Annotated in this window: 15 protein-coding genes; 4 read left to right on the forward strand and 11 right to left on the reverse strand. The window is 66.8% G+C overall.

Annotation, left to right across the window (positions count from 1 at the left end):
* Window positions 1-6: 6 nt before the first annotated feature.
* Together frc and oxc are read right to left on the reverse strand one after the other, a co-directional pair.
* Complete coding sequence (gene frc, locus WG903_RS11200; RefSeq protein ID WP_340075281.1) at window positions 7-1,254, reverse strand: formyl-CoA transferase; 1,248 nt, start codon at window positions 1,252-1,254, stop codon at window positions 7-9.
* Window positions 1,255-1,272: 18 nt separating this feature from the next.
* Window positions 1,273-2,997, reverse strand: a complete 1,725-nt coding sequence (gene oxc, locus WG903_RS11205) for an oxalyl-CoA decarboxylase (protein ID WP_340075283.1) — start codon at window positions 2,995-2,997, stop codon at window positions 1,273-1,275.
* Window positions 2,998-3,092: 95 nt separating this feature from the next.
* On the opposite strand from oxc, the gene WG903_RS11210 reads away from it, so the two are divergent.
* Window positions 3,093-3,701: a Crp/Fnr family transcriptional regulator gene (locus WG903_RS11210; protein WP_340075285.1), complete on the forward strand. Its 609-nt coding sequence runs from the start codon at window positions 3,093-3,095 to the stop codon at window positions 3,699-3,701.
* On the opposite strand, the gene WG903_RS11215 is transcribed toward WG903_RS11210, so the two are convergent.
* The 5 genes from WG903_RS11215 to WG903_RS11235 form a co-directional block, all read right to left on the reverse strand.
* Window positions 3,698-4,531, reverse strand: a complete 834-nt coding sequence (locus WG903_RS11215) for a cytidylate kinase family protein (RefSeq protein ID WP_340075287.1) — start codon at window positions 4,529-4,531, stop codon at window positions 3,698-3,700. The genes WG903_RS11210 and WG903_RS11215 overlap by 4 nt on opposite strands.
* Before the next feature lie 10 nt (window positions 4,532-4,541).
* On the reverse strand, window positions 4,542-6,071 hold the full coding sequence (locus tag WG903_RS11220; RefSeq protein WP_340075289.1) for a tripartite tricarboxylate transporter permease: 1,530 nt from the start codon (window positions 6,069-6,071) through the stop codon (window positions 4,542-4,544).
* A gap of 1 nt (window position 6,072) precedes the next feature.
* Complete coding sequence (locus WG903_RS11225; protein ID WP_340075291.1) at window positions 6,073-6,582, reverse strand: tripartite tricarboxylate transporter TctB family protein; 510 nt, start codon at window positions 6,580-6,582, stop codon at window positions 6,073-6,075.
* A 1-nt stretch (window position 6,583) separates the two neighbouring features.
* The gene (locus WG903_RS11230) at window positions 6,584-7,594 is read right to left on the reverse strand and encodes a Bug family tripartite tricarboxylate transporter substrate binding protein (protein ID WP_340075293.1); all 1,011 of its coding nucleotides are present in this window, start codon (window positions 7,592-7,594) and stop codon (window positions 6,584-6,586) included.
* A 119-nt stretch (window positions 7,595-7,713) separates the two neighbouring features.
* Window positions 7,714-7,911 carry a hypothetical protein gene (locus tag WG903_RS11235; protein ID WP_340075295.1) on the reverse strand — a complete coding sequence of 66 codons (198 nt, stop codon included), beginning with the start codon at window positions 7,909-7,911 and terminating at the stop codon, window positions 7,714-7,716.
* Between the two features lie 109 nt (window positions 7,912-8,020).
* On the opposite strand from WG903_RS11235, the gene WG903_RS11240 reads away from it, so the two are divergent.
* Window positions 8,021-9,031, forward strand: coding sequence for a LysR family transcriptional regulator (locus WG903_RS11240; protein WP_340075297.1), 1,011 nt, complete (start codon window positions 8,021-8,023; stop codon window positions 9,029-9,031).
* Here WG903_RS11240 and WG903_RS11245 read toward each other — a convergent pair.
* The 4 genes from WG903_RS11245 to WG903_RS11260 form a co-directional block, all read right to left on the reverse strand.
* Window positions 8,934-9,878 carry a methionyl-tRNA formyltransferase gene (locus WG903_RS11245; protein WP_340075299.1) on the reverse strand — a complete coding sequence of 315 codons (945 nt, stop codon included), beginning with the start codon at window positions 9,876-9,878 and terminating at the stop codon, window positions 8,934-8,936. The genes WG903_RS11240 and WG903_RS11245 overlap by 98 nt on opposite strands.
* A gap of 7 nt (window positions 9,879-9,885) precedes the next feature.
* Window positions 9,886-10,686, reverse strand: coding sequence for a sulfite exporter TauE/SafE family protein (locus WG903_RS11250; protein ID WP_340075301.1), 801 nt, complete (start codon window positions 10,684-10,686; stop codon window positions 9,886-9,888).
* A 27-nt stretch (window positions 10,687-10,713) separates the two neighbouring features.
* Complete coding sequence (locus WG903_RS11255) at window positions 10,714-12,126, reverse strand: adenylate/guanylate cyclase domain-containing protein (protein WP_340075303.1); 1,413 nt, start codon at window positions 12,124-12,126, stop codon at window positions 10,714-10,716.
* Between the two features lie 68 nt (window positions 12,127-12,194).
* Window positions 12,195-12,476: a hypothetical protein gene (locus tag WG903_RS11260; protein ID WP_340075305.1), complete on the reverse strand. Its 282-nt coding sequence runs from the start codon at window positions 12,474-12,476 to the stop codon at window positions 12,195-12,197.
* 107 nt (window positions 12,477-12,583) lie between these two features.
* Here WG903_RS11260 and WG903_RS11265 point away from each other — a divergent pair, with 107 nt between their 5' ends.
* Complete coding sequence (locus WG903_RS11265; RefSeq protein ID WP_340075307.1) at window positions 12,584-13,159, forward strand: sigma-70 family RNA polymerase sigma factor; 576 nt, start codon at window positions 12,584-12,586, stop codon at window positions 13,157-13,159.
* Window positions 13,156-13,344, forward strand: coding sequence for a zf-HC2 domain-containing protein (locus tag WG903_RS11270; RefSeq protein ID WP_340075309.1), 189 nt, complete (start codon window positions 13,156-13,158; stop codon window positions 13,342-13,344). The genes WG903_RS11265 and WG903_RS11270 overlap by 4 nt, the downstream gene beginning before the upstream one ends.
* The last annotated feature ends 68 nt before the right edge of the window (window positions 13,345-13,412 follow it).

Here is a 13,412-nt window from a genome sequence, read left to right on the forward strand (position 1 = left end):
CTTCGTTCAGATGACTTTGGCTTCGCGGAGGCCCGCGATCTGCGACTCGGTGTAGCCGAGCTGCTTCAGCACTTCCTCGGTGTGCTCGCCCAGCAGGGGCGAGCGCGTGACTTCGGTGGGGCTGTCCGACAGCTTGATCGGGTTGCCCACCGTCAGGTACTTGCCGCGCTTGGGGTGGTCCACTTCGACCACCGTGCCGGTGGCGCGCAGCGACGGCTCCTCGGCGATCTCCTTCATCGACAGGATGGGCCCGCAGGGGATGTCGTACTTGTTCAGGATGTCCATGGCCTCGAACTTGGTCTTGGTCTTGGTCCATTCCTCGATGCGCGCGAAGATCGTCTTCAGGTGCGGCAGGCGCGCTTTAGGCGTCGCGTAGCTCGGGTCGGTGATCCAGTGCTCCTCACCGATCACCTTGCAGATCGCCTCCCACACCGGCGCCTGCGTGATGAAGTAGATGTAGGCGTTGGGGTCGTTCTGCCAGCCCTTGCACTTGAGGATCCAGCCCGGCTGCCCGCCGCCCGACGAATTGCCGGCGCGCGGCACCGCTTCGCCGAACTCCGTCTCGGGGAACTGCGGGTACTCCTCGAGCACCTTGCGGCGCTCCAGCCGCTGCTGGTCGCGCAGCTTCACGCGGCACAGGTTCAGCACGGCGTCCTGCATGGCGGCCAGCACGCGCTGGCCCTTGCCGCTGGTGTTGCGCTGGTACAGCGCCGCGACGATGCCCAGCGCCAGGTGCAGGCCGGTGCCCGAGTCGCCGATCTGCGCGCCGGTGACGAGCGGCGGGCCGTCGTCGAAGCCGGTGGTGGAGGCGGAGCCGCCCGCGCACTGCGCGACGTTCTCGTACACCTTGCAGTCCTCGTAGGGGCCGGGGCCGAAGCCCTTGACGGAGGCCATGATCATGCGCGGGTTCAGCTGCTGGATGCGCTCCCAGCCGAAGCCCATGCGGTCGAGCGCGCCGGGCGCGAAGTTCTCGACCAGCACGTCGCATTCCTTCACCAGGCGCTCGAGCACTTCCTTGCCCTTGGGGTCCTTGGTGTTGATGGTGATCGAGCGCTTGTTGTGGTTCAGCATCGTGAAGTAGAGGCTGTCCACGCCGTCGATGTCGCGCAACTGGCCGCGGGTGGCGTCGCCTTCGCCCGCCTTTTCCACCTTGATCACGTCGGCGCCGAACCACGCCAGCAGCTGCGTGCAGGTCGGGCCCGATTGCACGTGCGTGAAGTCGAGGATCTTGACCCCGTCGAGAGCTTTGCCCATCTTGGTTTCCTTCAAAAGTTATTTCTTCTTCGCGGCCGCGGGGTTCAGGCTGGTGATGCGCCCGCTCTCGGTGCCCGCCGTCTCGTCGATGATCGCGTTGATGAGCGTCGGCTTGCCGGACGACACGGCTTCGTCGATCGCGGTTTTCAGTTCTGTACGCGATGCTGCGCGCACGCCCACGCCGCCGAAGGCCTGCATCATCAGTTCGTACTTCGCGTCCTTGACGAACACCGTGGGCGCCACTTCCGTGCCGCGCGGGTTGGTGTCGGTGCCCTTGTAGATGCCGTTGTTGTTGAAGACGACCACGCAGACCGGCAGGTCGTAGCGGCAGACCGTCTCGACCTCCATGCCCGAGAAGCCGAACGCGCTGTCGCCGCACACGGCGATCACCGGCTTGCCCGTGGCGACCGCGGCGGCCACCGAGTAGCCCATGCCGATGCCCATGATGCCCCAGGTGCCCACGTCGATGCGCTTGCGCGGCTCGTACATGTCGACGATGGAGCGGCAGAAGTCCAGCGTGTTCGCGCCTTCGTTCACCAGGATCGCGTCGGGGCGGGCCTTGATGGTGTCCTTGATGACCGACAGCGCCGTCTGGAAGGTCATCGGGTTCGTGTCCTTAGCCAGGGTCTCGGCCATCTTGGTGAGGTTCTTGTCCTTGCGCTCGGCGATGGCGCCCGTCCAGTCGCCCGGCGGCTTGCCGAAGCCCGAACCGATCGCCTTGTTCATCGCCGCGATGCACGAGCCGATGTCGCCGATCACGGGCGCGGCCGTCGGCACGTTGCTGTCGGGCTCCGTCGGCGAGATGTCGACCTGGATGATCCTGGCCTTCGTCGGCTCCTTCGACGACCCCGCGCCCCAGGTCTTGCCCTTGCCGTGCGAGAGCAGCCAGTTCAGGCGCGCGCCCACGAGCATCACCACGTCGGCTTCGGCCAGCACGTACGAGCGCGCGGCCGATGCGCACTGCGGGTGCGTGTCGGGCAGCAGGCCCTTGGCCATCGACATCGGCAGGTAAGGCACGCCGGTCGTTTCGATGAACTTCTTGATCTCGGCGTCGGCGCGCGCATAGGCCGCGCCCTTGCCGAGGATCACCAGCGGCTTCTTGGCCGACTTGAGCAGGTCGACGGCGCGCTTCACCGCGTCGTCGCCCGGAATCTGCCTGGGCGCCGGATCGACCACTTCGATCAGCGACTTCCTGCCCGCATCCTTGGCGATGCTTTGCGCGAAGAGCTTCGCGGGCAGGTCGAGGTACACGCCGCCCGGCCGGCCCGACAGTGCCGAGCGGATCGAGCGTGCGATGCCCACGCCGATGTCCTCGGCATGCAGCACGCGGAAGGCCGCCTTGCACAGCGGCTTGGCGATGGCGAGCTGGTCCATCTCCTCGTAGTCGCCTTGCTGCAGGTCGACGATCTCGCGCTCGGAGGAACCGGACACCAGGATCATCGGGAAGCAGTTGGTCGTGGCGTTCGCCAGCGCCGTCAGGCCGTTGAGGAAACCGGGCGCCGACACGGTGAAGCAGATGCCCGGCTTGCCCGTGAGGAAGCCGTGCGCCGCGGCTGCGTTGCCCGCGTGCTGCTCGTGGCGGAAGGAGATGACCTTCATGCCCTCGGCCTGCGCGATGCGCAGGAAATCGGTGATCGGGATGCCGGGCAGGGCATAGATCGTGTCGATGCCATTGAGCTTCAGCGCATCGATGATCAGGTGGAAACCATCGGTCGTTTCGGCGGCTTGCGTTTCGGTGTTCATGGCTTGCCAATACTCTTCAAAGGGTCGCGGCTATCATAGGAATCGCCTTCGCGAATCCTTCTTGACCGCAGTCAATTTTTGGAAATTTGCCGCCTGTGGCAGCCATCGAGAACCATCCGGAAAAAAACGTCATCCGCGTGCAGCTCGCGCACAACGTGGTGCTCAAGGGCATGACGGTGGCGCAAATGGCCGAGCTGGAGCCGCACCTGGTCGTCGTCGACTGCCAGAAGGGCGAGGGGCTGCTGCAGCAGGGCGTGCACGAGATGGAGCAGTACTTCATCCTCGACGGCATCCTCAAGCGCGTGGTGAGCAACCAGGAAGCCAAGGAGATGATCCTGCGCTTCGCGCACGAAGGCGAGATGGAGACGAGCTACGCGGCATGGCGGCTGGGCACGCCGGCGCCCTACAGCATCGTGTGCGTGACGAAGGCGCGCGTGGCGAAGCTTCCTTTGCGCGACTGGGTGGCCTTCATCGAGCGCCACCCGGGCCTCAAGCAGAGTTTCGAATACGAGGTGATGCACCACATGAGCGAAATCATGGCGCACACCATCACCTTGCACCTTCACGATGCACCGGGGCGATTCAGGCGCTTCATGCGAAAGCATCCGGACCTCTTCGACCGCATCCCTAAAAAGGAATTGGCGTCGTACCTCAATCTTTCCGCGGAGACGCTTTCGCGGCTCAAGCAACGCGGCAAGATCTAAGTCTTCGAATGCGTGAAGCGGCGCGACACCGTCATCACGCGCAGCTGGTTGTCCACGTTCCCGACGCCGGCCACCGTCTTGGCGATGCGCTCGGTTTCGGTGCGTTCGGCGTCGTTCACGACCAGGCCGTTCAACGTCACCTTGCCGTCCACCGCGGCGATGTCCACGTTGGTCTCGGACGTGCTTTCGGTGGCCATCAGCGCCGCGCGGATGCGCGCTGACAGGCTCAGCCCTTCGAGCACGGCGCGCGAGGCGTCGGTCTCCTGGAATTCCGGGCGCGCGGCCAGCGCGAGGATCTGCGTGGCGGCGCTGTCGACGCCGACGCGGTCCATGTTGATCACCACGTCGTACAGCAGCGGGTCGCCCCAGGTCACGCCGAACTGCGCGTTCATGCGCGTGGCGTGCGCGGAATCGCTGCGGCGCACCTCCGCTTCCGCCAGGCGCCGGTCGTCCGTGCCCAGGTTGTCCATGAGCCACTCCACGCGCTGCTCGAACGGGCGCGTGATGCGCACGCTCACCACGTGCGGCACCGGCCGCAGCAAGAGCGTGGCGCCCCAGCCGCGGATCACCACGTTCCCGCGGCGCGCCTGCGAGAAGACTTCCTCGGCGGTGTAGACGCCCATGCGCTGCGGGTCGGTCCCCAGCCGCTCGCGCAGGCCGGCCTTGCCGCCGCGCAGCCGGCGGATGAGGCTGGTGGGCAGCTGCATGCGGTTGGCCACGTTTTCCTCGACCTCGTGCCGCGTGACCTGCAGCTTGCCGAGCTCGCCCAGGCGCAGCGCGACGTCCTTCGCGAGCGACCCCATCTCCTGCGTGAGTGCGATGACGGGCATGGCGTGGCTTTCAGTCGACCGGTTGTTCCTGCGCGAACTCGACGCGCTTGGGCTTGCGGATGCGCGCCCAGCCCCTGGCCAGCAGCGGCCACAGCAGCAGCAGCAGCGCCAGCGTGGTGATCGTGCCGACCAGCGGGTTGGCGAACATGATCCCCAGGTCGCCCTGCGACACCAGCATGGCCTGGCGGAACGAGTCCTCGGCCTTGTCGCCCAGCACCAGGGCCAGCACCAGCGGCGCGAGCGGGTAGTCGAGCTTCTTGAAGACGTAGCCGATGACGCCGAAGGCCATCATGAACCACACGTCCAGCATCGCGTTGTGCACCGTGTAGGCGCCGATCACGCAGATCACGATGATCACCGGCGCGATGATCGAGAAGGGCACGCGCAGGATGGCGGCGAAGAGCGGGACGGTGGTCAGCACGACCAGCAGGCCCGCGATGTTGCCCAGGTACATGGAGGCGATCAGGCCCCATACGAAATCCTTCTGTTCGACGAAGAGCAGCGGGCCGGGCTGCAGGCCCCAGATCAAGAGGCCACCGAGCAGCACCGCGGCGGTGGGCGAGCCGGGGATGCCCAGCGCCAGCATCGGCAGCAGCGCGCTCGTGCCGGCCGCGTGCGCGGCGGTTTCCGGCGCGACCACGCCTTCGATCTGGCCGGTGCCGAACTTCGCGCCGTCGCGCGACATCTTCTTGGCCAGGCCATACGACATGAACGAGGCCGGCGTGGCGCCGCCGGGCGTGATGCCCATCCAGATGCCGACCGCGGCGCTGCGCAGCGAAGTGACCCAGTAGCGGGGCAGCTCCTTCCAGGTCTGGAACACCACCTTGGGGTCGAGCTTGGCGCTCTTGCCCGAGAAGGCCAGGCCTTCCTCCATGGACAGCAGGATCTCGCCGATGCCGAACAGGCCGATCACGGCGATCAGGAAGTCGAAGCCGCGCATCAGGTCGGGAATGCCGAAGGTCAGGCGCAGCTGGCCGGTCACCGTGTCCATGCCGACGGCGGCGAGCGCGAAGCCGATGCACATCGACGCGAGGATCTTGAACGGCGATCCCTTGCCCATCCCCACGAAGCTGCAGAAGGTGAGCAGGTAGACCGCGAAGAATTCCGGCGGCCCGAACTTCAGCGCGAACTTCGCGACCAGCGGCGCCAGGAAGGTGATCATCACCACGGCGATGAAGGCGCCGACGAACGATGACGTGAACGCCGCCGTCAAGGCACGGCCTGCCTGCCCCTGCTGCGCCATCGGGTAGCCGTCGAAGGTGGTGGCCACCGACCACGGCTCGCCCGGGATGTTGAACAGGATCGACGTGATGGCGCCGCCGAAGAGCGCGCCCCAGTAGATGCACGACAGCATGATGATCGCCGACGTGGGCGACATGCTGAACGTGAGCGGCAGCAGGATGGCCACGCCGTTGGCGCCGCCCAGGCCGGGCAGCACGCCGATCAGCACGCCGAGGACGATGCCCACGAGCATCAGCCCGATGTTCAGGGGCGTGAGCACGACCGAGAAGCCGTGGAACAGTGCGCTGAGTTCGTCCAAGCTAGTACCCCGTGAAACCGAGCAGGTTGAATGCGCCCTTGTAGAGGGGTACCTTGAACCACACTTCGAACAGCAGGAAGAAGATCGCCATGATCACCACGGCGGCGATGCCGCTCTTCACCGGCGAGTACTTGCCCAGGAGCGTCATGAAGAGGGCGATGTACACGGCCGAGGCGATGTACACGCCCACGATCTGCACCGCCAGCACGTAGAGCGCGGCCGGCAGCAGCACGATCAGCACCTGCTTGAGCTGCTGCCGGTCGGCGAAGGTGCCTTCGGGGTGCTTGCGCAGCGCCTGCACGAAGATGCCGGCGCCCGAGATGCACATGATCAGGCTGATGTAGAAGGGGAAGTAGCCCGGCCCGGGGCCGTCGCTCGTCCACTTGGAGCCGAGCTTCCAGCTGCCGATGAGGACCGTCAGCCCCAGCGCGAACACCAGCACCGCGACGACGAGTTCGACCGTGTGCGTGGTCAGGCCGCGGCCTTCGCCGCCGGTGGTGGCTTCTTCCATCTCAGTTGGACAGGAAGCCGGCGGTCTTCATCAGTTCGCGGTGCATCTGCTCGGCCTTGCCCAGCCACTGGAAGTACGCGTCGCCGTCCATGTAGGTCTGGTTGAACGCGCCCTTTTCCATGTAGTCCTTCCATTCCGGCGTGGCGCGCACCTTCTTGAGCAGCTCCACGTAGAACTTCTTCTGGTCGTCGGTCACGCCCGGGGGCATGAAGATGCCGCGCAGCATGGTGTAGCTGGTGTCCAGGCCCGATTCCTTGCAGGTCGGGATGTCCTGCCACGACTGCGTGTCGGTGATCTTGGCGGGGTAGGGCATGCGCTTCTCGTCGAACACGCACAGCGGGCGCAGCTGCTTGGCGCGCCATTGCGCGACGGCCTCGATCGGGTTGTTCACGGTGGAATCGACGTGCTTGCCGACCAGCTGCACCGCCACTTCGCCGCCGCCCTTGAAGGGCACGTAGATGAACTTGGTGCCGGAAATCTTCTCGATGCCGACGGTGAGGATCTGGTCCTCCTGCTTGGAGCCGGTGCCGCCCATCTTCATCTTGCTCGGGCCCGCGGCCTTCACGGCGGCGAGGTAGTCCTTCGGGGTCTTGTACGGCGTTTCGGCGTTGACCCACAGCACGAAGTTGTCCAGCGCCATCATCGACACCGGCGTCATGTCGCGCCAGTTGAACGGCACGCCCGTGGCGAGCGGCGTCGTGAAGAGGTTGGACAGGGTGACGACGATCTTGTGCGGGTCGCCCTTGGCTCCCTTGATGTCGAGGAAGCCCTCGGCGCCCGCGCCGCCCGACTTGTTCACCACCACCAGCGGCTGCTTCATGAGGTTGTGCTTGGCCACCACGCCCTGGATGAGGCGGGCCATCTGGTCGGCGCCGCCGCCGGTGCCGGCGGGGACGACGAATTCGACGGGCTTGGTGGGCTCCCACGCGGCGAGCGCGGCGGAAGAAGCGAATGCCATGGATGCCACGGCGAGTGCGCCCGCGATGCGGACGAACCTGTCTCGGGTACTCATCGCTTTGTCTCCTGCGTTATGCGAGCGGATGCTCCTCCCAACAACGCACGGATGCTCTTGACGAAAGTCAAGATTGCGGAAATTCAGGGTTTGTCCCGAGACCCCTGTTCAGCATACGTTCAGGCAGTGCCGCGCGCGCTGATGCTTTCGATCGCACTGACGAGGAACTCCGCGTCGTACACGCGCAGCAGCTGCGGGTGTTCGCGTTCGATGTACGCGCGCACCGGCTCACGGCCGTCCCAGTGGAAGTCGAGCCCGAGTTCCTCGAAGGCGAGCAGGTACCGCTCGCTGCCTTGCACTTGCTGTCGAGCTTGCATGGATGTCTCCTTGATCCGAACTGCCTGCAGCCAATGTAGGTGCGGCGGACGATTCATGAAAGTCAATGTTTTTGATCGATTCCATTCCTCGTCACTTATAGTTTGTGCCATGCGCAACGCGACCCTGCGGCAGCTCAAGGTGTTCGAGGCGGTGGCCCGGCACCTGAGCTTTTCGCGCGCCGCGGAAGAGCTGCACCTGACGCAGCCGGCGGTGTCGACGCAGGTTCGCAAGCTGCAGGAGCACGCCGGGCTGGCGCTGTTCGAGCAGCTCGGCAAGAAAGTGCACCTCACACCGGCGGGCGCGCAGATGCTCCTGTCCAGCCGCGAGATCATCCAGAAGTTCCACGAAGCCGAGGAGGCGCTCTCGGCCTTCAAGGGCGTGGCCGGCGGCAAGCTCAACGTCAGCGTGATCAGCGCCGGCGACTACTTCTTCCCGGCGCTGCTGGTCGCGTTCGCGCAGCGGCACGCGGGCGTCACGCTGAATTTCGGCGTGTGCAACCGCGAGGAGCTCCTGGGCCGGCTGGCGGAGAACCTCACCGACCTCGCGGTGATGGTCCGCCCGCCGCCGCCCGCGGAATCCGACACCGTGGCGCTCGCGTTCGCACCGCACCCCTACGTGATCGTCGCGCCGCCGTCGCACCCGCTGGCCGGGCGCCGGGGCATCCGGGTCGCGCGCATCACGAAGGAGCCCTTCATCGTCCGCGAAAAGGGCTCGGACACGTGGAACTCCATGCTCGAAGGTTTCGGCGACGCGGTGGGGTCATTGAACATCGCCATGGAGATCAAGAGCACCGAGACGATCAAGCAGGCGGTGATCGCCGGCATGGGCATCAGCTTCCTGTCGGCGCACACCGTCAGCCGCGAACTGCAGTCGGGCAGCCTCGTGGTGCTGGACGTGCAGGGGTTCCCGCTGATGCTCAACTGGTACGTGGTGCACCGGCGCACCAAGCGGCTGCCGCCGGTGGCGCAGGCCTTCCTTCGCTTCCTGCAGGGCGAGGGCGCCGCGCAGATCGAGCAGGCGCTCAGGCCCCCGGCGCCGTCCCGATCTTCTGCCCGGGCGCCAGCTGCTGCTGCTTCGCGAACTCGGCGGCCGGCACCTTCGCGCCGCCCTCGGGCCTGACCACGAGGATCTCGATGCGCCCGCCGTGCGCGTTCACGGTGATGCCGCGCCCGTCGATGGAAGCGATGGTGCCGGGTGCGCCCTGCACCTCGCCGTGCGTCTTCACCAGCGTGCGCCGCGCGTCGTAGATGCGCACCTTCGCGCCGCCGATCCAGGTCCATGCGCCGGGGGAAGGGTTGCACGCCCGCACCAGGTTGTAGATGACGTCCACGTGCATCGCCCAGTGCACCTGGGCTTCCTCCTCGTGCATCCAGCCTTCGTAGCCGGCGTACGCCTCGTCCTGCACGTGCTCCACCGCCTGCCCGCTCACCACCAGGTCGGCCGCCTCCAGCAGCGCCGTCACGCCCAGCGGAAAGAGCCTCTTGAAATACACGTCGGCGAGCGTGTCGTCGGGGCCGATGTCGCAGGTCTTCTGCAGGATCACCGGGCCCTCGTCGAGGCCGTCGGTGGGGCGGAAGATCGTCAGGCCCGTGTGCTTCTCGCCGTGCGCGATCGCCCAGCCGATCGCCGACGGCCCGCGGTGGCGCGGCAGCAGCGACGGGTGGTACTGGATCGCGCCGAAACGCGGGATGGTCACCAGGCTTTGCGGCGCGAACTGCGTGACGTAGGCCATCACGATCAGCTCGGAGCCTGCGGCGCGCATCGCGTCGTGCGCCTCGGGCGAGCGCAGGCTCTTGAACTGGTGAACGCGCACGCCGGCCTTTTCGGCGGCGGCCCGCAACGCGTCCGGCTTCGCGCCGGGTTTCTCGAGCGCGCAGAACACGGCGGCTACCTCGTCGCCGCGCGCGGTGAACGCCTCGAAGGCGGCCTTGCCGAAATCCGCTTGCCCGATGATCGCGATTTTCATGGTGTCGTCAGCGCAGGATGAAGTAGGCCGCCAGGATGTACAGCACCACGGCGAACAGGCGGCGCAGGGGCCGGATGTCCATGCGGTGCGCCACGCGCGCGCCCACCGGGGCGAGCAGGACGCTGGCGGCGGAGATCGCCAGCAGCGCCGGCAGGTAGATGTAGCCGATGGAGCCGGGCGGCATGCCGGGCAGGTCGCGGCCGGCCCACGCATACCCGGCGGTGCCCGCGAGCGCGATGGGGAAGCCCAGCGCCGACGCGGTGCCCACGGCGTCGTGGATCTTGACGTTGCACCAGGTCATGAACGGCACGGAGATGAACGCGCCGCCGGCGCCGACGATGGACGAGACGACGCCGATCAGCGTGCCCGCGCCGAACATGCCCAGGGGGCCGGGCAGCGTGCGCGTGGGCTTGGGCTTGCGGTCGATGAGCATCTGCGTCGCCGAGAAGGCCACGAAGATCGCGAACAGCACGCCGAGCGACTTGCCCGGCAGCGCCGCGCTGATCTGCGCGCCGACCAGGCCGCCGACGATGATGCCGGGCGCGAGCACGGCCACGACCTTCCAGAGCACCGCGCCGCGCTGGTGGTGCGCGCGCATCGACGACAGCGAGGTGAAGCAGATCGTGGCGAGCGACGTGGCCACCGCCATCTTCACGGTGTAGTCGGCCGGGTAGCCCCGGTGCGTGAGCACGATGGTGACGAAGGGCACCATGATCATCGCGCCGCCGATGCCCAGGAGCCCGGCGAGGAAGCCGGTGGCGATGCCGAGGGCGGCGAGTTCCGCGAGGAGGAGGGGTTCGACGGGCATACAGCCCGGCGATTGTCGCAGAGGCCGTTACGGGATTTCGTACACCGTCAGCGTCTCGCTGATGCCGCGCAGCGCGTGCTGCTGCGCGATGGGTTGCGCGCCCGCGTCCTTCAGCACGGAGGCCGTCTTCGCGTCGCGCACCACCGGCTCGGTGGCGTAGATGGACGACGCCGTCGCCAGCCCCTGCACGCGCGCGGCGATGTTCACCGTCTGGCCGAAGTAGTCGAGCCGGTCGTTCAGCTGCACCGCCAGGCACGGCCCTTCGTGGATGCCGATCTTCAGGATCAGGTCGTCGCACTCGCGGCGCCGGTTCAATTGCTTCATCGCGTCGCGCATGGCGAGCACGGCCGACATGCCCCGGTCGGGCGTGGGGAAGCTCGCCATCACCGCATCGCCGATGGTCTTCACGACCGCCCCGGACTCGCGGGCGACGACGTCGTTCAGCACCGCGAAATGGTCCTGCACCATGTCGTAGGCAGCGAGGTCGCCCACCCGCTCGTACAGCTCGGTCGACGCCTTCAGGTCGGTGAAGACGAAGGTCAGGCTCGTGATCTTCAGCCGCTGGTCCACCTCCAGCATGTCGGTGCGGAACAGGTTGCGGAAGGTCTGGTTGGTGAGCAGCGTGCGCGCCGTGAGGAAACGCTTGCGGTGGCCCAGCAGGTGGTGCAGCTCGTCGCCCGCGACGTACAGCGCCGGCAGGGCGCGGCTCTTCGTGCGGTTTTCCAGCGTCAGCCGTAGCGGCCCGGGCCGCAGTTCGGCGGTGCCCGTGGGCGAGAACACGTTGTTGAACACCACGCCGAACTCCTGGCGGTCGGTGGTCGGCTCGCCCTTCACGTCCAGGAAGTGCGCCGCGTGCGTGACGGGCTCGAACACGATCAGGAAGCCTTCGGCCACCTGCAGCGACATCGTCGCCTTCTCGCCGGGCCCGAGCTCGGCCCAGTCGATGACGAAGCGCTTCATGTACTCGGCGTGGTTCACCCCTTGCGGGAACTCGATGCCGGAGCTCCAGAACATCTGGCGCACGTAGTCCCACATCGGCAGCTGCTCGGGCGTGTGCGCCGCGATCTGGCGCACCCGCGGGTTGACCGTGAAGGAAACTTCCACCATCTCGTCGAGCGTGGGCTCGTAGCCGGCGGCGCAGATCGCGCACGAATACTGGCCCTTGTGGATGCTGCGCAGCGAGGCGTTCGCGCCGAGCACGCCGCCGCAGCCGGGGCACAGCACGTTCCACGACATGTCGAACAGCCCGATCTGGGACGCGTGCAGGAAGGCATCGAGCACCGCGCCTTCGGCCAGCTGGTGGCGGGCGGCGAAGTCGATGACGTTGATGCGATTGAGCTCGACGTCGCTCGCCTCCCGGACGTACTTCTGGAGGGCCGCGACGACCTCGCCGTCGGCCGACTTGCGCAGGACCGAGAAACGCGCTTCGGTTTCGCTCATGGCAAAGCTCCTTCGGGGGCCGTCGCGGCATTGTGCGCCGACGGCGGGCGCCGGCGCAACGCAGTGCCTTACTTGCCCTGCATGTACGTCATGAGGTCCTTGAACTGGTCGGTGGTCATCTTGTCGCCCTTGACGCCCATCTTCCTTGCGTTCATGTCCCAGGCCTTGGACATCATGTCCATGTATTCCTTCTTGGAGACCATGCCGTCCTTGTTCTTGTCCATCATCTTCATGCCCATGATCTCGCTGAACATGTAGAAGTCGCCGGTTTCGCCGGCGGCGAGGGCGGTGCCGGTACCGCACAGGGCGGCGGCGGCAATGGCGAGGGATGCGAGGTGCTTGGCTTTCATCGAACGTTTTCTCCTGTCGTGGGTGGTTGGAGGCAGCGGTGTTGCCGGTGCCGGCGGTGAGTCGGGGCGGCCGGCCCTTTCTTACGCCTGTGCGATGATTCCGGCGGATGAGCACCGCCGCGATCGAGCACCAGCTGGCCGAACACCGCGCCTACCTGCTGCGGTTCGCGCGGCTGCAGTTGCGCAACGATGCGTGGGCGGAAGACGCGGTGTCCGAGACGCTGCTGGCCGCGCTGTCCAAGCCCCAGTCGTTCGGCAACCGCAGCCAGCTCAAGACCTGGCTCGTGGGCATCCTGAAGCACAAGGTCATCGACATCCTGCGCCAGCGCCAGCGCGAGGTGCAGCTGGTGGACGACGACGGCGACGGCGGCGCGGAACTCGACGCGCTGATGTTCAAGGCCGACGGCCACTACGTGCAGCAGCCCGCCGACTGGGGCAACCCCGAGCAGGAGCTGAACTCGCGCCAGTTCTTCCTGGTGCTGGAGGCATGCACGGACAAATTGCCGGCGGCGATGGGCCGCGTGTTCCTGATGCGCGAGTGGCTGGAGCTGTCCAGCGACGAAATCTGTAAGGAACTCCAGCTCACGCCGACCAACCTCTACGTCCAGTTGCACCGGGCGCGCCTGCGCTTGCGGGAGTGCCTGGAGCTCAACTGGTTCGGCCGGAAAGCCGCCTCGCCATGATCCTTCGCCGCACCTGCAGGGAAGTGGCCGCCTTGCTGGTGGCCCGGGAGGACCGCGACCTGCCGGTCCTGGAGCGCGTGGCGCTGCGCTTGCACCTGGCCGCCTGCGCCGCCTGCCCGAAGTTCGAACGCCAGCTGCTCACGATGCGCAACGCGATGAAGCAGTGGCGCAACTACGAAGCCTGAAACGAAAGAAGGCCGGAACGGGTCCGGCCTTCGGGTAGAGGTGTCTGCCGCGGCTCCGGGCCGCATCC

The sequence above is a fragment of the Ramlibacter sp. PS4R-6 genome (assembly GCF_037572775.1).
Lineage (GTDB): Bacteria > Pseudomonadota > Gammaproteobacteria > Burkholderiales > Burkholderiaceae_C > Ramlibacter.